The following is a 20,659-nucleotide window of genomic DNA, read 5'->3' as shown; positions in this document are numbered from 1 at the left end:
ACTATCACCCCTGATGATAAAATATACTTTTACCTGTTAACATAGTCTAATTACGTAAAATAAGGAGTTAATATGCATGCATCTAATAGTCGCCTTGATGATTTAGATCGAGCGATACTCAAAACACTGATGGAAGATGCTCGGACCCCTTATGCTGAAATGGCGAAACAATTTAATGTTAGCCCCGCGACCATTCATGTTCGTATCGAGAAGATGAAAACCGCTGAGATCATTCAAGGCACAGAAGTTGTCGTTAATACCAAAAAACTCGGTTACGACGTATGCTGCTTTATCGGCATCAACCTTAATGCAGCTCGTGATTATCATTCTGCGATAGCGAAACTCAATGCCCTTGATGAAGTTGTTGAGGCTTATTACACCACTGGGGCTTACAATATTTTTGTGAAACTGATGTGTAAATCCATTGAAGAGCTGCAATTTGTTTTGATTGATAAATTACAAGCCATTGATGAAGTGCAATCCACTGAAACACTGATCTCTTTGCAAAACCCTATAAATAGAAATGTAAATCCATAATTCAACCAAACAAGAATATAAACATAGACTTAAATGTAAAAAAGAGCCACCAAAGTGACTCTTTTTTAACTAACGACCCCGCCTGAATTACGCGTTAATCCCAGCATGACGCAACATGGCATCAATTTGAGGCTCGCGGCCACGGAAACGTTTAAAGAGTTCCATCGGCTCTTCGCTTCCGCCCATTTCTAGGATGTTATTAAGGAAGCTTTGACCCGTCTCTTGATTAAAAATCCCTTCCTCTTCAAATCGAGAGAATGCATCCGCTGAAAGTACTTCTGCCCATAAATAGCTGTAGTAACCTGCGCTATAACCACCAGCAAAAATATGGCTGAAGCTATGAGAGAAGCGGTTCCATTCCAAACTTGGCAATACAGCAACTTTCGCTTTTACCTCTTGGAGCGTTTCCAACACGCGAGCACCCAACTCAGGATCAAACTCGGTATGAAGTGTGAAATCGAATAACCCAAGCTCTAGTTGACGCAAAATAAACATCGCTGATTGAAAATTTTTCGCCGCTAACATCTTTTCTAGCATCGCTTTCGGCAGTGGTTCGCCCGTCTCAAAATGTCCTGAAATAAACGCCAATGCCTCTTCTTCCCAACACCAATTCTCTAAGAACTGGCTTGGTAACTCTACCGCGTCCCAAGGTACGCCATTAATCCCAGAAACAGAGCCGGTATCCACTTTTGTTAGCATATGGTGAATACCATGACCGGTTTCGTGGAATAGGGTCACCACTTCATCGTGCGTGAATAAGGCTGGTTTATCACCGACAGGTTTATTGAAGTTACACGTCAGGTAGGCGACGGGAGTTTGCAGATCACCAGATTCAGTCAGACGACGTACGCGACACTCATCCATCCATGCGCCACCACGTTTGTGTTCGCGAGCATATAGGTCTAAGTAGAAACTGCCGCGTAGTGTGTCGTTCGAATCAAAGATATCAAAGAAGCGAACAGAATGATGCCAAGTATCCACGTCCTTTCGCTCTTTTACTTGCATGCCAAATACACGATTCAACACTTCGAACAATCCGCTAACGACTTTCTCTTCAGGGAAATAAGGACGCAACTCTTCATCTGAAATCTGGAATAAGTGCTGCTTCTGTTTTTCGCTGTAGTAAGGGATATCCCACAAGTTCAGCTCTGTTACGCCAAACTCTTTTTCTGCAAATTGACGCAACTCTTCAACTTCTTTTTCACCTTGTGGTTTCGCTTTCACCGCAAGATCATTTAAGAAGCCAATCACTTGAGACGTGTTTTCTGCCATTTTGGTCGCCAACGACTTTTCACTATAAGTGTTAAAACCTAGCATCCGGGAAATTTCATGGCGCAACTTCAATTGTTCCGCAATCAGCTCAGTATTATCCCACTCGCCCGCTTTTGGACCGCGATCAGAGGCGCGTGTTACATACGCTTCATACATTTCTGCGCGTAGTGCTTGGTTATCACAATACACCATCACCGGTAGGTATGACGGCATTTCAAGTGTCAGCAGGTAGCCATCAAGCTCTTTAGATTCTGCGGTTTCTTTCGCCGCTGCAATTGCTGATTCCGGCATACCCGCCAGTTCAACCACATCAGTAATGTGTTTGTTCCAGCCCATTGTGGCATCAAGTACATTGTTGGAAAACTGCGATCCTAGCTCCGACATGCGTTTGCTGATCTCACCATAGCGATGCTGCTCATCAGCAGGTAAGCCAATGCCCGAAAGCTCAAAATCACGCAGTGAATCGGTGATGGTCTTTTTCTTCGCTTGCTCTAGTGAATCAAAAGCATCACTCGCCTTGATGGCTTTATAGGCTTCAAATAGCCCTTTATGTTGCCCAACCCAAGTGCCATATTCAGACAGCAATGGTAAGCAACTCTCATAAGCATCACGCAACTCATCACTATTGACGACAGAGTTCATATGACTCACCGGCGACCAAACTTGGCTTAATTTATCATCCACATCTTCGATAGGTGCGATTACATTATCCCATGTTGGCGTGGTGTTATTTTCTAATACATCGTCAATTTTTGCTCGGCATTCAGCTATGACCGCTTCAACAGCTGGCTTGATATGCTCAGGTTGGATCTGAGAAAACGGGGGTAAATCGGTAAACGTCAGTAGTGGATTAGACATGAGGCATCCTTTTAAATTCGTCTTTTTATCATTATATACGTCTAATAAATGTAGGCAGCTTATGCAATTTTCAATAGTGGCGTATAATCATTCACATTAGTTTGTTTGGAGTATCAAATTTTGAGACTTCACGGTTCATTCAGTTAAGCGAGAAATTATTTTGCTCAGTTATCGTCACAGCTTTCATGCAGGCAACCACGCAGATGTAGTAAAACACATTGTACAAAGCCTTATCCTTAATTCTCTTAAACAAAAAGATAAGCCTTTTGTCTACCACGATACTCACTCAGGCGTTGGTCGCTACGATCTGACTCACGAATGGTCAGAAAAAACAGGTGAATACAAACAAGGTATCGCACGCTTACACCCAATGGAGCAAGATCCAAAGGTGGATATTCCTGAAGACATTCAAAGCTACCTAGATGCCATCCAAGCATTGAATGATGGCGATGAGCTGCGTTATTACCCAGGCTCACCACGAGTTGCCCGCGCACATTTGCGTCAGGGAGATCGTATGGTGCTGACTGAACTTCACCCGAGTGACCACCCACTGCTTGAGCAAGAATTTCATCGCGATCGCCAAGTCAGTATCTACAAAGAGGATGGTTTTCAACGTTTAAAGGGTAGCTTGCCACCGAAAGAACGACGTGGTTTGGTTCTGATTGACCCTCCTTACGAATTAGCAAAAGAGTATCGAGATGTCGTCACGGCTATCGCACAAAGCCATAAACGCTGGGCAACGGGCATTTACGCCATTTGGTACCCTGTGGTTAATCGCTGCGACATTGAAGATATGATCGAAGGTTTGCAAGGTTTAGGGATTCGCAAAATCTTACAAATCGAGTTAGGCGTGTCGCCAGATACCAATGAACGCGGAATGACAGCATCAGGTATGATTGTGATTAATCCTCCTTGGAAGTTAGAAGCCCAAATGAATGAAATTCTACCTTACTTGAAAGAGGCCATTGCACCAGCAACTGGGCATTTCAAGGTTGAGTGGATTGTTCCTGAGTAATAGCTCCTGAATAATGAATAACTCTGGGTTGTTCCTAAGAAATACGTCCCAATCTATTCATTAATACTGAATTGAAATAAAAACTATAAAACGGAGAAAGTAATGGCAACACATTTTGATTATATCTGTATCGGTGGCGGTTCTGGTGGTATTGCATCGGCAAATCGCGCCTCTATGTACGGTGCAAAAGTCGCAATCATCGAAGCTCAAGATCTTGGTGGTACTTGTGTAAACGTAGGTTGTGTTCCGAAAAAAGTGATGTGGCACGGCGCTCAAGTCGCTGAAGCAATCAACTTATACGCAGAGGACTACGGTTTCGACGTTGAGCTTAAAGAGTTCAAATGGAACAAGATGATTGAAAACCGCCAAGCGTACATTGGCCGTATCCACCAATCTTACGACCGCGTTCTGGGCAACAACAACGTCACCGTAATCAAAGGGTTTGCTCGCTTTGTTGACACCGAAGGCGCAAATGTAAAAACGATTGAAGTCAACGGTGAGCTTTATACTGCTGATCACATCACGATTGCTGTTGGTGGTCGCCCAACGATTCCAAATATTCCAGGAGCGGAACACGGCATCGACTCAAACGGCTTCTTCGATCTGATGGAACAGCCTAAACGTGTTGCGGTTATTGGTGCGGGTTATATTGCCGTTGAAATCGCAGGTGTATTACACGCATTAGGTACAGAGACTCACCTGTTCTGCCGTAAAGAGTCACCACTACGTAGCTTCGACCCTATGATCGTCGAAACGCTGGTTGAAGTGATGAATACTGAAGGTCCAACGCTTCATACTCACTCTGTGCCAAAAGAAGTGGTTAAAGAACAAGATGGTAGCCTAACCCTTCACTTAGAAAATGGTGAAACCCAAAACGTTGATACGCTCATTTGGGCGATTGGTCGCCATCCTACAACGGACGCCATTAACCTAGGCGTAACCGGTGTTGAAACTAACGATCGTGGTTACATCAAAGTAGACGAATACCAAGAAACGAACGTGAAAGGCATCTACTGTGTCGGTGACATCATGGAAGGTGGTATTGAGCTAACACCAGTTGCCGTTAAAGCAGGTCGCCAACTTTCTGAGCGCCTATTTAACGGTAAAACAAACGCTAAGATGGACTACGAGTTGGTACCAACGGTGGTATTCAGCCACCCACCAATCGGTACGATCGGCCTAACGACTCAAGAAGCGGAAGAGAAGTACGGCAAAGACAACATCAAGGTATACACCTCTGGCTTCACGGCTATGTACACAGCGGTAACTAAACACCGTCAGCCTTGTAAGATGAAGCTAATTTGTGCAGGTGACGACGAGAAAGTTGTCGGCCTACATGGCATCGGTTTTACTGTTGATGAGATGATTCAAGGCTTTGCTGTCGCAATGAAAATGGGCGCAACTAAAGCTGATTTCGATTCAGTTGTCGCAATTCACCCTACGGGTAGTGAGGAATTCGTTACCATGCGTTAGGCGCTAATATTGAGAAAAAGGTCAGTAATTACTGACCTTTTTTTTTATTTTGTTACCTAACGCTTATTGAGAGCCGCTTTGCCATTCGAAATTAATATATTTTTCTAAAATATATTATAAACTTAGCCAAACAAAATAAAAAAATAATAGTCGTCGTGCAGCTAGGTTCCAGTTCAACTCAAGTTTTCTACAATCTGTTAGATCTTGATGAAGTCGAAAGAGAAAAGCAGTTATTTACTCTTAAGATTCATCAACCCAATCTATATAGGCAGTTACAACCTTTACTTAAAACGGTCCCTTCAGAGCCACTCACTCAGTTGCTCGGCTTCCACGCGCAACAAGCAATCAAACAAGAGTTCAATTTCTCCGATCAAATCATCGGTAAATACCAACTTCGTCAAGAGATAGGTCGAGGGGGGATGGGGATTGTCTATGCAGCAGAGAGAGCAGATCATACTTTTGAGCAACAGTTAGCCATTAAGTTTATTCAAGCAGGGTTGACTGACATCTTAGGCAGAAGAGCACTGTTTGATGAAGCACAACTACTCGCAAGGCTCAATCATCCTTACGTGGCAAAAGTATTTGATGGCGGTGAACACCAAGGCTATCTCTATATCATCATGGAACGGGTTATTGGTGACACACTGAATGCGCACTTGGAAAGAAATAAACTGTCTAAAAAAAGAAAGTTGCTGCTTTTTACTCAAATTTGCCAAGCCATTGAGCACGCCCACCAGCAACATATACTCCATGCTGATTTAAAGCCAGAGAACATCCTTGTTGATAGCGATGGAAACCCAAAGCTTTTAGATTTCAACATTACTCAAAAAGTGGCCACCAATGACAGTCACAGTGATCTTCTACTTGCGTACAGTGAGCACTATGCCAGTCCAGAGCAGATGGCTGGTGATTATTTGACGAACCAAAGCGATGTCTATTCGCTGGGGAAAATACTGTCGCTAATGTTTCCAGATGAACATCCGCGATCTGATGTTTTCTGTATCATTCAAAAAGCGACTCAAGAGCAGCCAGAGCAGAGGTACAAATCTGTCGAAAAGCTGCGTTATGATATAAAAAACATTCTCACGCATCAGCCTATTTCCATAAAACAAAATATGCCGTTTTATAGCACTCTAAGGCTATTTCAGCGTAAGCCAATTCAAATGATGCTTGGGGGGTTATTAATAATATCTGCCGCGGCTTTTTCGATCACTCTGATTCAAAAAAACCACCAGTTAGAACAAGAAAAACAGGTCGCTGAAGAGATGATGTTTGAAGTGGCCAGTTTAATGTTTCATAGCAAAGGGGATGTGAATGCACAGATGTCCGTACAGACGATGCTTGAACTCACGAGACGAAGGATCCTTGCAAACCCCAACTTACCTCAACACATAAAACAAAAGATGCTATTAGCCATGATGACGCCGGTCCCTAAAAAGAGCAGCCTCAATTGCGCGCCAAATTGCACAAAAAAATAAAACAACGTAGAAGAGAATAAACATGAAGAGTATGGCTTTGCTCGGCGCGTGTATCACACTTTTTAGTGGTATTACCCACGCTCAATCAATCCCTAGTACGGGGTATTTTATCGATGCTCCGGTTAGTGGTTTGTACTACCAAACCAGCTCAGGGCTAACTGGAGTCACCAACAAAGGGAAATACCAATATAACCCAAGTGATGTGGTGAGCTTCTTTTTAGGGAGTGATGAATCAAGTTATTTGCTGACTACGTTATCTAGCCAGAAAATCATCACCCCTAGTCTTGCGACGACTCAACCAAGCCGTAGTATCAATATCACACGCTTGCTTCTCTCACTGGATAGCACGCCATTGAATCAAGAAGAGATTGTGCTTGCTAGTCGCTTATTATCCGATCCAAACTTTCAGCAGAAGCTTAAAAATATTGATTTAAGCTTCTTAAACCGTTCAAGCCAAGATCTCGGTATTCCACTGGTTAGCGTAAAAACCGCCGTTGAGCACCTTAATCAAAGCCAAGAGTACATTCAGAAGAACTTCACTTCTGATGATGTTATCTATCAGCCACTCAATACTCGCCTAAGTAATATCATCATCAAGAAAAAAGATTGGTCAGGTAAGTTATGTGCTTATGATTTACGTTATCGAAAACATCCTAAATACACCCCGCCTTTCGGCAACATGTCTTACCAAATCACGAATGACAGTATGATCCAATATCCTAGCGTTGGTGACTACTTTAATGGCTGTTATTTAGATCTCAATAAACAATACAAAGAGATCGTAATCGAGCCTATCGGTAACTTCGCTCAACAACAGGGCTTAGTCGGATGCGCTCAAGATGGTTGTACTCGTAATGATCTCAACGGCTTTTCAATCGAAAACTATAGCGATGAAGGAAAGTGGAAATATCGGACAGTTGCCTTAAGTTTTGACCCAAGCACCCAACTATTAATGGAGAAAGTCCAAGGGCTAGGTCCGACTGAAAAGATACAGCATAATAATCAAACTGAAATGCTTTGGTTTACCTACCCAGAAATCAAAGGTAACAACATCTCTTACCAAGGTATTTGGCAAAAAACGCAATACCTTAGCGATAACACGACTCAACAATGTTTACTTATAAAACAGCGTCAAATATTCCTAACCGAAAAAGAAAATACAGATTGCCCAACAGATATTAGCCAGTACAGCATCGACGTCACTGACCAATATCCAGATATGTGGTGGCTAGAAAGCTCACAGGGTTCAGCGACTCTCGCTCAAATGAATATATTAGTTCGTTGGTACAACAAAGACTCCCAACCTCAATACACCACTTGGGAATATTTACCTGCTGGGGAAAGTTGGGATCAAGGTGTGCTTTATCGCTATAGACAAGAAAAAAGAATACAACAAGACGGCTCAGAGCAATTAGAGACGTTCAAAATCTCCGAGTTCAAAAAAATTGCAGGAGCAGCATAATGGCAAACTCACTGACCCAAATTATCCAACAGTGGCAATCTGGCAACAAACAAGCTGAAAGTGAACTCTATCAATTTGCCTATTTGCAACTCAGAAACATCGCCCAACAAGAGCGTGACAGAAGCGCAGTAAAACATGGCATTGATAACGAAGTGCTTGCCGACAGCGTGAATAGCACAACCGCCCTCATACATGATGCGTATTTAAAAATGAGCCACTCAGATCTCAGCGATGTATCAAACAAGCGTGAATTTTTTCTGATGGCCGCGAAAGTTATGCGCCAAATATTGATCGATAACGCACGTTCGCTCCAAGCGAAAAAACGCCAACAGCTGACGTCCATTCCGAATTTGCATGACGATAAATTCGAACAACTGATTATTGTCGATAAAGCGCTGGATCGGTTTAGTGTTCAGTACCCTAGACAATCCAATGCGTTAAAGCTGAAATATTTGATGGGTATGAGAAATCAAGAGATCAGCCAACTACTCGAATGCAGCGATAGCTTAATCGAAAAAGACCTAAAATTTTCGCGCTGTTGGCTACAGTCACGCATGGCTTAATCATTATTCAATTTAGAGCGTTAATAACAATGAACAAACGTCGGCTTCTATTATGTGTCACTTTATTCGGGAGTGCCGCTTGGTTATGGATCTCATCGACCTATAGTGAAGAGTTAACAGCAACTCTGAGTGAACGATCAAAACAGCCTCAGAGTGCGAATTCAAACCTTGAACCACCTCACCCCGAGGTTTCAAACGCTACCTTGAATATGGTGAAAAAGAATCCAAAAAACATTCCACTTACCGAAAAGTTCGATGCTGCGAATGTTCATGCTTCACCGTTAAACCAAGAACAAAAAAACTCTGAACAAGCGTTGTTAGACGCCTTTGAACCAAACAGTACGACGGTAATAGTCAGTACCGATGATAACAATGACGGTACAGGACAAAACAGAAAACCGGAGCTCAACCAGCAAATTCATCAACAGCTACAAACGGTCATGTATTCATGGCAACTAACTCAAGGTAGCCCTATCAGCTATGAGTTGAACCTAAATCAGCTGTTTTCCGATCCTGATGATGATTTTTTGACTACTCGTATCGACCTCAGAGCGACAGGGCTCTCTATATCCAATAACGGCGCTTTACTCATTCAGGGGACACCCGAATTACAAACTGAACGTTCTCGCCTAACGGTATCAGTAAGGGACAGTTACCATGGTGATGATCAGCAAGCGTGGGTTTCGGCACATTTCTCACTACCAGAAGTAGAAGCATCAACAGAAGAACAAGAACATCCGCTCATTGGTGACATGGTTTATCGCTTAGAGTCAGCCAAACAGCACGCAGGAGTCAGTTACAACTATGAGGTGGTTTTCTGTGAGGCATTCAAATTCATTAATGATGTTGTTTATTACGCCAAATCAACGGCCAAAACTTCCTGCCCCAATGAAAATCAACTGCGTGACATTGGGCATTATCAAATAAACGGAAACCAACTCATTATAAGCAGTAACGAGTCTAGCTTTCATGCTCAGCAGGTATGGGATTTAAAGAAAGAGTACTCATCGGTACAACAAAAAGGTGTGACGAACTATTTCACCACAATTTATGATGGTGAAAAATACGAAAGCTACACCTTACAGAAAAGCAAAGCGGCAATGGAAGCAAAAATAAACATTCATACAGGCCAATATGAATACCAATCAGCCACTTTTGATTATCTTATTCTGACACCAAAACAAGAGTATCTCCTTGTTTATGCAGGTAACTACATTTACCAGCGAGAGAATATTGGTAGCAATGGTGAGTTTATGGATTCCGACCTTAATATTCACGGTTACGATATCAGCCTCAATTGCCAATATGTAGGCCCATTTTTCCAATCTTCAGTGATGGCAGGAAAAGGTAATTACGACATTGATATCGTATCCTCAAGCACTCACCCCGAGAATACGTACTCTTTTCATTGTGGTGAGTTCCCTTCAAATCAGCGTTTTTCACTTTTCACTGATCTCACATACAGTCCCTATGATGAGTTCATTGATGGCAACGTATACAGCTATATTTTTAGACCAAAACCTGAGTACGCACATTTGTATGAGGAACTAAAAATGAATTTTGTCTACCACTCTCCAACCAGAAATAAATAGATCGATTGTCTTAAATAAAAGAAAAACGTAAAAAAGTTTACGGTTTTTTTCATGCTTTCCGTGTCTTGTTATTACTTATGAAAACTCGTAAAAAACATGCCTTAAAGATTCTAATATCGGCTTAAAAAAATAATCAGTGGTAAACAAGGAACTGTGGGTCATCCACACCTTAAATAACAAAGGATAAATAATGAAGAAGATTACTTTGCTAGCAGCGTCAGTAGCAGTGGCACTAACAGGTTGTGGTGGCGGTTCGAGCAGTTCAGATGGCGCAGCGCCTAATGGTGTAACGATTACAGGTTTTGATGGTTACTTTAACCAAGCGGTTGTGTTTGATGATAAAAACAAAAATGGCGTTTTGGACATCAATTCAGACATCATCTTAGGGCTAACAGACTCTGAAGGTAAGCTAAGCCTATCTGACGACGAATTCCGCTCTGTGACTAGCTTAGCTTTGCAAACATTAACGCCTGGTGGCGCAAAACAAGCAGCGCTTATCGCAAGTAACCCACAACTGTTTGCTGGTAAATACACCATAGACATGGATCACCCAACTCAAGCAATGGAACATGAAGTCGTATTCAGAACTTTGCCTGGTGAAGATGTCATATCTCCTTTAACGGATCTAGTGGTACTTGAAGCAGGAGCTAACCCAACTGACGCTGACATTACCGAAGCTAAGAAAACCGTCAACGTATCATTAGGTTTACCCGAAAACAGCGAAGATGCCTTCGGAGACGTCATTGCCAATGATAATGCAGAGCTTCATAAAACCGCTCAAATCCTAACAGAATCTAAAGCTAACGACCCTGCTGGTTATGAGGCTAACCCAACAGGTGTTGCAGAAGAAGCGACTGAAGTTGTAGAAGATAACTTAGATAAGATCGACGACGAAAACTTCAAACCGATTGTTGATGGTAACCCAACAACAGAGCCAGTAATTAACACTAAGCTTGTCGTAAGCAAAGATGCTAAAGATCATCTAAACGCGCAAGCTGATAAATTAGAGCTAACGACTCACGAAGATCTGGATATTTCTTTACCGCTTTCTTTTGAAGAAACAGCGCTATTTAGCGACGCAGATAACAACGACATCGTAATCAACGCATCAATCACAACTAAGATGCAAGAAATCATTACGGGCGTAACTTTGACTGCCGTGAATGGCGGTGACCTAGTCGTTACAGGTACGCCATCACTTATCCGTGATACTTACATCGTTACACTAGCGGCGGAAGATAAAGATTCTACAAACAAAGTTGTTGGCTCTGCAACAACAACACTTGAGTTAGAAGTTGATCTAGAAAATGACGCTCCAAGCGTTATTGCTGATAAAAAAATAGAAATCCAATCTTGGTTTGATGAACTTGAACTCGCTCAAGGTGTCGCTCCTTCACTTGATTATGTGATTATCAGTGATCTATTTAATGATAAAGACGTACTAGCATATGATGCTTACACATCTGTGAATGGACTTGAAATATTTATCGACGATCAAAGCCAAGTTGGTGCAGACGCAACTCTTCAACTATTAAAGGCTCCAACTTACGCTTATCCCGCTGGTGAGAGTGTAACCATTACGGCTTACGATGGCGTGAATACAACTTACGTTACATTCACACTTCCTGAAATCCAAGAGCAAAATATTAAAGCCGATCCAGAAGAAGTTGCAGAATTACAAAAGTACATCACTCAACTTCTCTCTAATATGAAAGTTGGTGAAGAGATCGATGTTCATAGCATTGCGATTGACGAGTTATTTGAAGATGACTATGTCTCAGGTTCAGTAGAATACTATGTTGGCCTAGAAAACGATCAAGAAGGCGCGACAAGCATTCCCGGCGTTAAAGTAGCGATCGAAAATGATGTATACCTTAAACTCTCAGGTACACCAACCAAAGCTGTCACAAATGGCCACTTTATTATGATGGCAGGTGTAAATGTAGATAACGATGGTGAAATTATTTCAGAACCAGTTAGCTTCTCGCTACCAACAGTTGCACCAAGTGATGAGGTGACACCACCTGTCGATCCCGATCTTCACCCTCTAGTAGGTAAACCATTATATTTCGTCGAAACCCCAGAGTCTGATGATAAAGTTAAGTTGAACCGCTGTGAAACATTCTACTTAAATGACGGTAAAGTATATTTTGGTAGCGAGTCTTACAGTGGTGATGTCAATACAAGCTGCGCACCTGTATCAGATACAGCAAGCGCAACTTACAGTATTGAAGGCGACGTTATCACCATCCTAGAAGATGACTATGCCCCAATGACTCTAGAGGTTAAACACACATCTAAACTTGGTACTTCTTCACGATTTACTGTAACGAGTGTGGAGAAAGAAGATGAGGGTGATGACTTCGGAACATTTGAAGCAATGACTTCTAAAGCAGAAACTGAAAGTCGCCTCAATTCAGTATCGACCGGAAGTTGGGATAACGTAGCTCAATTAACAACATTGTTTATCAATGGTGAGTATGTTGAGCTATACATCACTCCACAGATGCAAAACAAAGGTGATGGCGGTAATGATGGTATAGCAGACGCTGATTTGTTTATTGATAATCCAAATGGAGATATCACGTGTGCTGATCTACAAAACTCATTTGATGCGGGGTTCTTTGGTGAGCAATGGGCAAGCTTCACTGAGGGTGATAATTGTTGGACTAATACAGAAAAATATAAATACGTAACCTTAGATTTTGACTACAAAACTAACTTTGCAAACCCAAGCTCCCACCGCATCCATTTAATGGGACTGACAGATCAGCTACCATCATTCAATATGAATATTAAATACATTGGTGATAGCTCGTACGAGTAAGCAAAAGCTAATAATTGCAGATAAACGAAGCCCCGCATTGCGGGGCTTTTTTATCACTTTTTCTTGTCTCTACACTACTTCACACACAATACGTTCAGCAATGATGACCCCTTTAGCTGGGTGATTCTTCCGTTGGTGAATAATCCTTTCTTCTGATGGCCCCAATATGGCAGATGCATTGGCCAACTGTCTTTTTCCATCACATTTGTCGCCAGTAATTTTTTCCACTCACCTTCTGTTACTAAACGCATTTTAAGTTCGCTACAAACTTCCCCTGCGTTGTCATAACTTAAACGGTTCCATGCTTTGCTGTGCTCCATATAGAACTGGTTATTATCATCCAAAACATATGGCACAACATAAGTTCGCCCGTCTACTTGCGTTTGAACTCGGACGGAAATATCGGTATTTGTGGTTAGATCAGATGTCGCTAATACCTGCGTTGATTTAGGTTTCATTGTGTTCCGCACAGACGGTGACGCTTTTGCTTTAGGCTCTTTTGTTTTAGCACCTTTAGCTTTAAGCGCTTTATTTTTCGCGGCTGGATCGGGTTTTACTGACGGTTTAGCTTGAGGTGCTGACTTATCAACCACTCGAATAAAGGCTTCTTTATAGGCTTTAAGGCTTCTGACTTGCGAAAGCTCTTTCTTCGCATCCGGGAAGTTATCGTAAGGCCCAATCAGGCATCGATATCCATTCCCTTCGGGCTTCATCCACACGTCCGTAGATATTTTCTGGTAAAGCGGTTTCGCAGTAGCGAGAGGTAATGTCCTGGCTAACATCCCACATTGAATCCAAAACGTTGGATCCTCAATGTTTTTATTCGGCAACGCCTTGCCCCATAAGCCTTTACCTATTGGGCAACTTTGGCTCAACTGTGGCAACTGATTTGCGGCAGCTTGCGTACCATCACATAAGAATGTCTCTGCGTGAGAAATAGTGGGAAAACTCAACGAAGCGGCCACTATTAAGCCTAGGCTGTAGGTTTTATTTTTAATACGTGGCTTTTTTGCCATTCTAAACTCCATACATACTCTAGCTGATTGATAGTGAAACGTTGTTTGTCCATACCAATCACATTCAAGGATTTGACGATAATGCGATACTCTAGATTACATGCAAAAAAAGAGCCGTAATATCTTACGGCTCTTACTTTTCATTATTAATTAGCTAACAATCCAATTATTCAGTTACCCTTTATAGATCTTAGGGTTGAATACATCTCGCAACCAGTCACCGAGTAGGTTTATTACCAACACAAGGGTAACTAAAAGTACACCTGGGAATGCGGTGATCCACCACGCTCCTGAGAAGATGTAGTTAAACCCTGTGCTGATTAACGCACCAAGCGAAGGCTGATCAACCGGTAGGCCTAAACCAAGGAACGACAATGCCGCCTCAGACATGATGGCATTCGCTATTTGTACGGTAGAAATAACCAAAATTGGCGATAAACAGTTCGGCAAAATATGACGGAACATGATGCGTGGCGCTTTAAAGCCCATCACTCGTGCCGCTTCTACATACTCTTTCTCTTTTTCAGCCAATACCGACGCACGAATCGTACGAGCATACTGAGGCCACTCGGCAATACCGATGATCACCACCAGCATTAGCACTGCGTATTGACTATAAAAGTCACTACCAAAACTTGCCTTGAAAATCGCAGAGACAATTATCGCGACCATCATTGTCGAAAATGACAGCTGAACATCAGCAAACCGCATTAGGAAACTATCAATTCGACCACCAAAGTAACCTGATGATAGTCCGATAATAATGCCCAAGAACAGCTGTAAACCAACCGCTAAGAAGCCAATCGTTAACGACAAGCGAGAGCCGTAGAGCATAGTTGAAAGAATATCACGGCCTTGTTCATCGGTTCCGAGCAAGAAGCGCTCATCCCCCTCTTCCATCCACGAAGGCGGAAGTTCGGAGTCCATGATATCAATAGAAGTCACATCATATGGGTCCATCGGTGCCACGAGTGGTGCCGCGAGAGCCATAATCAAAAAGATAGAGAAAATGGCAAAACTGAACATCGCCACTTTATCGCGTAAAAAATAATATAAAAAATCTGATTGTTTAAAACGTTCCCAAGTAGACGGGGCAACGGCAGTTTGAGTATTGCTCATGACTATGCTCCTTTACCTGTAAGATTAACTGTCGGGTTAATAATTCCGTACAACAAATCGACAATCGTATTTGTCACCACAAAAATAAGCCCAACAAAAATAACGTAAGCAGTGATCAGAGGGGTGTCCACTCGATTGATCGCTTCTAAAAATAGGAAGCCAGTACCCGGCCACTGAAACACGGTTTCGGTCAGAATGGTATAAGCCACCATGGTACCAATTTGCACACCACCAACCGTTAACACTGGAAGCAGCGTATTTTTCAGAGCATGTTGATAGTAAATTTTATTCAGAGCCAAGCCTTTCGCTTTAGCAAATTTTATATACTCAGAGCTCAACACTTCTAACATTTCAGAACGAACTAAACGAATAAACAGCGGCAGCATAATCGATGCCAACGCAATGCACGGCAACACTAAGTGTGCAAGACCATCGAGACTAAAGAAACCAGACTCCCAACCCAATAAATTGTACGTTTCTCCGCGTCCAAAAGAGGGAAGCCAGCCTAACTCAATAGAGAAGACATACATCAGCATAATCGCGGTCAAAAATACCGGCACGGAGATCCCGATACTACTGCCAGCCATAACGACTTTGGTAAAAAAACTCTTTGGGTGGATGGCGGTATATACACCAAGAGGTATCGATAAAAAAACAATAATCAACGCTGCGCCGAATACCAACTCTAGCGTCGCGACTAATTTATCTAAAATCACGTCAACGGCTGGACGCTTGAAGAAATAAGATGTGCCAAGATCGCCCTGAACAGCGGCGCCAATGAAACGAGTATATTTAGTAATGAAGGGATCGTTGAGGCCTAACTCATCGCGCAAAGCTTGACGCTCTGACTCAGAAACAGATTGCCCAACTAACTCACGTAACGGATCACCCAGATTATCCTGAATGGAAAACGCCACCAAACTGATCACAAACATCACTATCAGTGCCTGAAACAGGCGCTTGACCAGAAACGTAAACATTCCTTGCCCCTTAACTATCCATGTATTTCTATCGCTAGAAAATATAATTCAGCCTTTAAAATGATACACCGCCCGACTGAAATAAGAGGGTATACAAAGAGTAAACAAAGAGCCGCCAAGTCGACGGCTCTTATTTAGCAAGTAATAAAGATTACTTAACTACAAGGTCGCCAAAGTAAGGCATAACCATTGGGTTAACTACCGCAGCTGCACCTACGTTAGATTTCGCACCCCAAGCTTCACTCTGCCAATGTAGTGGTACAAATGCTGCATCTTTATAAAGTGTTGCTTCGACACCTTTCAGCATCATTGCACGTTTCGCTGCATCAGTTTCTGAGTTCGACGCTTCAACAATCGCATCCATCTCAGGGTTTGAGTAGTGACCACAGTTATATTGACCACGGCCAGTCTCTTCGTTACGAGTCATCGTTAGGAACTCATTAAAGTTCGCCGAATCTTCTGTATCTGAGTGCCAACCAATCATCATCATATCTGCAGCACAGACATCGAATTCAGGCCAGTACTGCGCTTTAGGCATGGTTTTAAGATCAACTTTAATACCAATCTTAGATAGCATTGCCGCTGATGCTTGTGCCACTTTCGCATCATTCACATAACGGTTATTTGGAGCCATCATTGTTAGAGTAAAGCCTTTCTCGTAGCCCGCCTCTTTCATTAGCTGCTTAGCTTTTTTCAGGTCGTAGCGAGGAACAAGAGACTCATCGTGTCCTGCGTAACCTGTCGGGCTTTGCTGGCCAGCTGATGTTGCAAATCCTTTCATGATCTTCTTAACGATACCTTCGTTATTGATCGCATGAACGATAGCTTGACGAACGCGCACATCTTTTAGCGCTTCGTTGCTGTTTTGGTTCATTTGGAAAGTGATGATACGTGTACCAGGAAGGGTAACCAAATCGACCCCTTTCGCATTCTTAACACGCTTGTGATCATTTGGCGCAACAGGGTGAATCATGTCCACGTCACCAGAAAGAAGTGCAGCAACACGCGTCGCATCTTCTTTAATTGGCACTAACGTTAGCTTATCTACGTTACCGTCAGACTTTGAATCCCAGTAATCATTAAAGCGTTCAAATACCACTTTAACGCCCTGCTCACGAGACGTTACGATGAACGGGCCCGTACCTGAAACGTTAGTCGATGCAAAAGAGTTACCATGCTTAACCACTTCAGATTTTTCTTTGCCATCTGACGTCTTACCTGAATAGAACTTGCTATCCATAGGGAAGATGTACGTTGCTGTTTGAAGAACCAATGGGTATGGCGCTTTTGAAATGAGTTCTACTGTGTAATCGTCAACTTTTACCAATTTTTCATACGGCGTAAAAATTGATTTAAAATCAGGTGAATTTTGAAGACGCTCGAATGTCCATACTACGTCGTCTGCGGTTAGCTCGTTACCAGAATGGAATTTTACACCTTTACGTAAGTTGAAACGGAAAGTTGTATCGTTCACACGCTCCCAGCTTTCAGCTAGGCGTGCTTCAAAGTCCATTGACTGAGAGAAGCGAACTAGAGGGTCAAATACCATGTGAGACATTTGCAGTGTGCCGCCAGATAGCTGCTCATGCGGGTCAAGTGATACAGGGTCAGCTGCATAGCCAACGGTAATATCTGCTGCCGCTGCGCCAAAACTTAGGCCAGCTGCCATCAAAGCGACTGCTAACTTGCTTTTCATGGTTTTCATTGCATAACTCCTTCATGCGGGGACTTAAATCCCTATTTTATGTATTTGCTTTGTTTTATATCCAAGAGAACTTGGAACCACTGCCTTTTCTTACTTTTTTATTTCGACTTTTATGCCGATTTTACATCTTCTCTCAATCCCAAAAACTCAGGCATCAAGGAAATTAGGTGTTGGCTGTACTCATGTTGAGGGTCAGTAAATAGCTGCTCTGTTGGTGCTACTTCTAATAATTTACCCATTTGCATCACACCTACACGATCACACATTTGACGAATAACAGGTAAATCATGACTGATGAAGAGCATCGTGAGGTTTAGTTCAGCTTGAAGGTCTTTTAACAGGTTGAGGATTTGAGCCTGTACCGACACATCCAGTGCCGAAGTCGGTTCATCACAAATTAATAGGCGTGGACGTGTTGCCAGAGCTCGGGCGATAGAAATACGCTGACGTTGACCACCAGAAAATTCATGAGGATATTTAAGCCCCGCCATTTTTCCTAACCCAACATGATCCAATAAATCATGCACAATTTGACGTGTTTCATTTTCATTGCGAGTCAATTTATGAAAACGAATCGGCTCGGCAATAATGTCAAAGATCTTCATTCGAGGGTTCATTGATGTATATGGGTTTTGGAATACCATCTGCATTTGACGACGCATTGGGCGACGTTCTTTTTCTGATTTGAGGCCTGTGAGGTCGATACCTTCAAAGGTAACGTGCCCTTCGTTAGGCTTGTACAATCCAGCAATAACCCGTGCAATGGTTGATTTACCCGACCCTGATTCACCAACTAAACCAAACGTTTCACCTTCAAACACCTCAAAGCTAACGTTATTCGAAGCTTGAACGTACTGACGGCGACTCTCAAACATCGAATCTTTAGTGATGAAGCGTAAGCTAACATTCTCAACATTTAGCAGTGGGCCAGTGTACTCACGGTGATCTTGACTTTGACCTAACCAATGATTTTTGACGTCCAGTTGCTCCATTTCATGCGCTTCTTCGATATAGCTAACAAGCGGGAATCGGTCGAGTTTTACATCTGAACGAGGGACTGCGGAAATAAGGCTGTGCGTGTAAGGATGTTCTGGTGTTCCTAAAACTTTCGCGGTTGGGCCAAACTCAACCAAATCACCACGGTACATGACCGCCACACGATCCGTCACGTTCGAAACAACACCCATATCATGGGTCACTAACATACAGCCAACGTTATTAGTCACGCATAACTCACGGATAAGGCTTAAAATCTGATCTTGAATAGAAACATCTAATGCGGTCGTTGGCTCATCAGCAATAATAAGATCGGGTTCTCCCGCAAGAGCAATGGCAATAACAACACGCTGTCGCATACCGCCTGAAAATTGGTGCGGATACTGCTTTAATCGGTTTTCTGGTTGAGGAATACCCACTTGGTTCATTAGTGACAATGCACGCTCAGATGCTTCTTCATCTGTCATATCCAAGTTCGCGTGAATCGTCTCTTTTAACTGATGTTCAACGGTGAATAATGGGTTTAACGAGGTCATCGGGTCTTGAAAAATAAAACCAATCTTAGAGCCACGAACTTTACGCATCTGCTCCGGAGTTAACCCCGAAACTTTTTCACCATCTAAGAAAACCTCGCCATCAGCAATAACACCTGGAGGACTTAATAGATCAATAACCGCGTTACCGACTGTGGACTTACCAGCGCCAGATTCCCCCACAACACCGACGATTTCACCACGTTCAATATTAAACGACAGCGATTTAACTGCCGCATGAACACCGTGACGAGAAGGGTATTCAATACGAAGATTTTTAACTTCTAAAAGTGACATTACCAGACCTCTACTGCTATGGCAGCTCTCTGCCCTGTCTGCAAAATTGGAATCCATTCACTGCCAGAACAATGTTCTGCCAATTTACAAGTCCATCAATTTGGCAAACATTTCACAGAAAAGCAACAAACATAGGATAAAAAATCGAGATTGCGCAGTTTTAAAGCACTTAATAAATATAGTTATGCCGAATTTGTGAATAAATTATCACTCTTTATTATTAAATGCTGGGCTTTCATACTTTACATTTATCTATTTTCGTACTTAATAGCCCTATTTCCTAAGAACAAGCGCCTATTCTCAGAGAAAAAACCTAAACAGTTTTATTCACCATTAAGTTTTAACATTTCAAATACATAAACCATATAAAAAACTAAATACAACCAATAGGACTACCCATAAGTATAAATATAGTCATAAAAACCATATTCACATGGCGATTTAATACAAATAGTTTCAATCGAGAAATACACAACGGGATTGATCTCAATGAAACCGACATCTGGACGAACACAGAGCCGAAAAAATATTCTTGGAACATCAGGCGAACCCCTTCTGTTTCTCTTCTATAGCCAACAACTAAAAATCATTAGCTCTACTGAGCGCTAGACGAAAAAAAACCTCATCATTTCTGATGAAGTTTCTTCAAGGTGATCAGTGAAGAGACACTCTTTGAACATCAAGCGAACCCTTTCTGTTTCTCTTCTATAACCGACAACTAAAAATCATTAATTCCACTGATCGCTAGACGAAAAAAACCTCATCATTTCTGATGAGGTTTCTTCAAAAGTGATCAGTGAAGAGACATTCTTTGAACATCAGGAACCCCTTCTGTTTCTCTTCTATAGCCGACAACTAAAAATCATTAGCTCTACTGATCGCTAGACGAAAAAAAACCTCACCATTTTTGATGAGGTTTCTTCAAAGGTGATCAGT

General features: G+C 42.3%; 14 protein-coding genes. 8 read left to right on the top strand and 6 right to left on the bottom strand.

The window, feature by feature from the left end; translation table 11 throughout:
• Positions 1–72: 72 nt before the first annotated feature.
• Positions 73–537 carry a transcriptional regulator AsnC gene (gene asnC, locus OCV39_RS00275; RefSeq protein WP_113796138.1) on the top strand — a complete coding sequence of 155 codons (465 nt, stop codon included), beginning with the start codon at positions 73–75 and terminating at the stop codon, positions 535–537.
• A gap of 87 nt (positions 538–624) precedes the next feature.
• On the opposite strand, the gene prlC is transcribed toward asnC, so the two are convergent.
• Positions 625–2,667 carry an oligopeptidase A gene (prlC, locus tag OCV39_RS00270; protein ID WP_261888692.1) on the bottom strand — a complete coding sequence of 681 codons (2,043 nt, stop codon included), beginning with the start codon at positions 2,665–2,667 and terminating at the stop codon, positions 625–627.
• Between the two features lie 160 nt (positions 2,668–2,827).
• Between prlC and OCV39_RS00265 the strand changes: the two genes are divergently transcribed.
• The 7 genes from OCV39_RS00265 to OCV39_RS00235 all read left to right on the top strand — a co-directional run bounded on the left by OCV39_RS00265 (position 2,828) and on the right by OCV39_RS00235 (position 13,077).
• On the top strand, positions 2,828–3,682 hold the full coding sequence (locus tag OCV39_RS00265) for a 23S rRNA (adenine(2030)-N(6))-methyltransferase RlmJ (protein WP_261888691.1): 855 nt from the start codon (positions 2,828–2,830) through the stop codon (positions 3,680–3,682).
• A 102-nt stretch (positions 3,683–3,784) separates the two neighbouring features.
• A complete protein-coding gene (gene gorA / locus OCV39_RS00260; protein WP_113796134.1) occupies positions 3,785–5,155 on the top strand; it encodes a glutathione-disulfide reductase in 1,371 nt (456 codons plus the stop codon).
• 155 nt (positions 5,156–5,310) lie between these two features.
• Complete coding sequence (locus OCV39_RS00255; RefSeq protein ID WP_261888690.1) at positions 5,311–6,633, top strand: serine/threonine protein kinase; 1,323 nt, start codon at positions 5,311–5,313, stop codon at positions 6,631–6,633.
• Between the two features lie 22 nt (positions 6,634–6,655).
• A complete protein-coding gene (locus tag OCV39_RS00250; RefSeq protein WP_261888689.1) occupies positions 6,656–8,095 on the top strand; it encodes a chromosome partitioning protein ParA in 1,440 nt (479 codons plus the stop codon).
• On the top strand, positions 8,095–8,658 hold the full coding sequence (locus OCV39_RS00245) for a sigma-70 family RNA polymerase sigma factor (protein WP_113796128.1): 564 nt from the start codon (positions 8,095–8,097) through the stop codon (positions 8,656–8,658). The genes OCV39_RS00250 and OCV39_RS00245 overlap by 1 nt, the downstream gene beginning before the upstream one ends.
• A gap of 29 nt (positions 8,659–8,687) precedes the next feature.
• Complete coding sequence (locus OCV39_RS00240; RefSeq protein WP_261888688.1) at positions 8,688–10,250, top strand: hypothetical protein; 1,563 nt, start codon at positions 8,688–8,690, stop codon at positions 10,248–10,250.
• Positions 10,251–10,440: 190 nt separating this feature from the next.
• Positions 10,441–13,077, top strand: coding sequence for a hypothetical protein (locus OCV39_RS00235; RefSeq protein ID WP_261888687.1), 2,637 nt, complete (start codon positions 10,441–10,443; stop codon positions 13,075–13,077).
• A gap of 74 nt (positions 13,078–13,151) precedes the next feature.
• Here the strand turns inward: OCV39_RS00235 and OCV39_RS00230 are convergent, their stop codons facing one another.
• From OCV39_RS00230 to OCV39_RS00210, 5 genes are all read right to left on the bottom strand, one after another.
• A complete protein-coding gene (locus OCV39_RS00230; RefSeq protein ID WP_390903226.1) occupies positions 13,152–14,105 on the bottom strand; it encodes an SPOR domain-containing protein in 954 nt (317 codons plus the stop codon).
• A gap of 162 nt (positions 14,106–14,267) precedes the next feature.
• Positions 14,268–15,212, bottom strand: a complete 945-nt coding sequence (locus OCV39_RS00225; protein ID WP_017052087.1) for an ABC transporter permease — start codon at positions 15,210–15,212, stop codon at positions 14,268–14,270.
• A gap of 2 nt (positions 15,213–15,214) precedes the next feature.
• On the bottom strand, positions 15,215–16,192 hold the full coding sequence (locus tag OCV39_RS00220; protein ID WP_113796120.1) for an ABC transporter permease: 978 nt from the start codon (positions 16,190–16,192) through the stop codon (positions 15,215–15,217).
• A 151-nt stretch (positions 16,193–16,343) separates the two neighbouring features.
• Positions 16,344–17,897, bottom strand: coding sequence for an ABC transporter substrate-binding protein (locus tag OCV39_RS00215; RefSeq protein ID WP_017052085.1), 1,554 nt, complete (start codon positions 17,895–17,897; stop codon positions 16,344–16,346).
• Between the two features lie 110 nt (positions 17,898–18,007).
• A complete protein-coding gene (locus tag OCV39_RS00210; protein WP_113796118.1) occupies positions 18,008–19,723 on the bottom strand; it encodes a dipeptide ABC transporter ATP-binding protein in 1,716 nt (571 codons plus the stop codon).
• Positions 19,724–20,659 lie beyond the last annotated feature (936 nt).

It is taken from the genome of Vibrio cortegadensis (assembly GCF_024347395.1).
Taxonomy (GTDB): Bacteria; Pseudomonadota; Gammaproteobacteria; order Enterobacterales; family Vibrionaceae; genus Vibrio; species Vibrio cortegadensis.
The sequence above is the reverse complement of the archived record's forward strand: the minus strand, read 5'-3'. Positions and strand labels throughout refer to the sequence as shown.

Bases quoted from the DNA above. Each gene is read 5' to 3' on its own strand.
- asnC (WP_113796138.1), top strand. From the start codon at position 73: ATGCATGCATCTAATAGTCGCCTTGATGATTTAGATCGAGCGATACTC.
- prlC (WP_261888692.1), bottom strand. From the start codon at position 2,667: ATGTCTAATCCACTACTGACGTTTACCGATTTACCCCCGTTTTCTCAG.
- gorA (WP_113796134.1), top strand. From the start codon at position 3,785: ATGGCAACACATTTTGATTATATCTGTATCGGTGGCGGTTCTGGTGGT.
- OCV39_RS00250 (WP_261888689.1), top strand. From the start codon at position 6,656: ATGAAGAGTATGGCTTTGCTCGGCGCGTGTATCACACTTTTTAGTGGT.
- OCV39_RS00245 (WP_113796128.1), top strand. From the start codon at position 8,095: ATGGCAAACTCACTGACCCAAATTATCCAACAGTGGCAATCTGGCAAC.
- OCV39_RS00240 (WP_261888688.1), top strand. From the start codon at position 8,688: ATGAACAAACGTCGGCTTCTATTATGTGTCACTTTATTCGGGAGTGCC.
- OCV39_RS00235 (WP_261888687.1), top strand. From the start codon at position 10,441: ATGAAGAAGATTACTTTGCTAGCAGCGTCAGTAGCAGTGGCACTAACA.
- OCV39_RS00230 (WP_390903226.1), bottom strand. From the start codon at position 14,105: ATGGAGTTTAGAATGGCAAAAAAGCCACGTATTAAAAATAAAACCTAC.
- OCV39_RS00225 (WP_017052087.1), bottom strand. From the start codon at position 15,212: ATGAGCAATACTCAAACTGCCGTTGCCCCGTCTACTTGGGAACGTTTT.
- OCV39_RS00220 (WP_113796120.1), bottom strand. From the start codon at position 16,192: ATGTTTACGTTTCTGGTCAAGCGCCTGTTTCAGGCACTGATAGTGATG.
- OCV39_RS00215 (WP_017052085.1), bottom strand. From the start codon at position 17,897: ATGAAAACCATGAAAAGCAAGTTAGCAGTCGCTTTGATGGCAGCTGGC.
- OCV39_RS00210 (WP_113796118.1), bottom strand. From the start codon at position 19,723: ATGTCACTTTTAGAAGTTAAAAATCTTCGTATTGAATACCCTTCTCGT.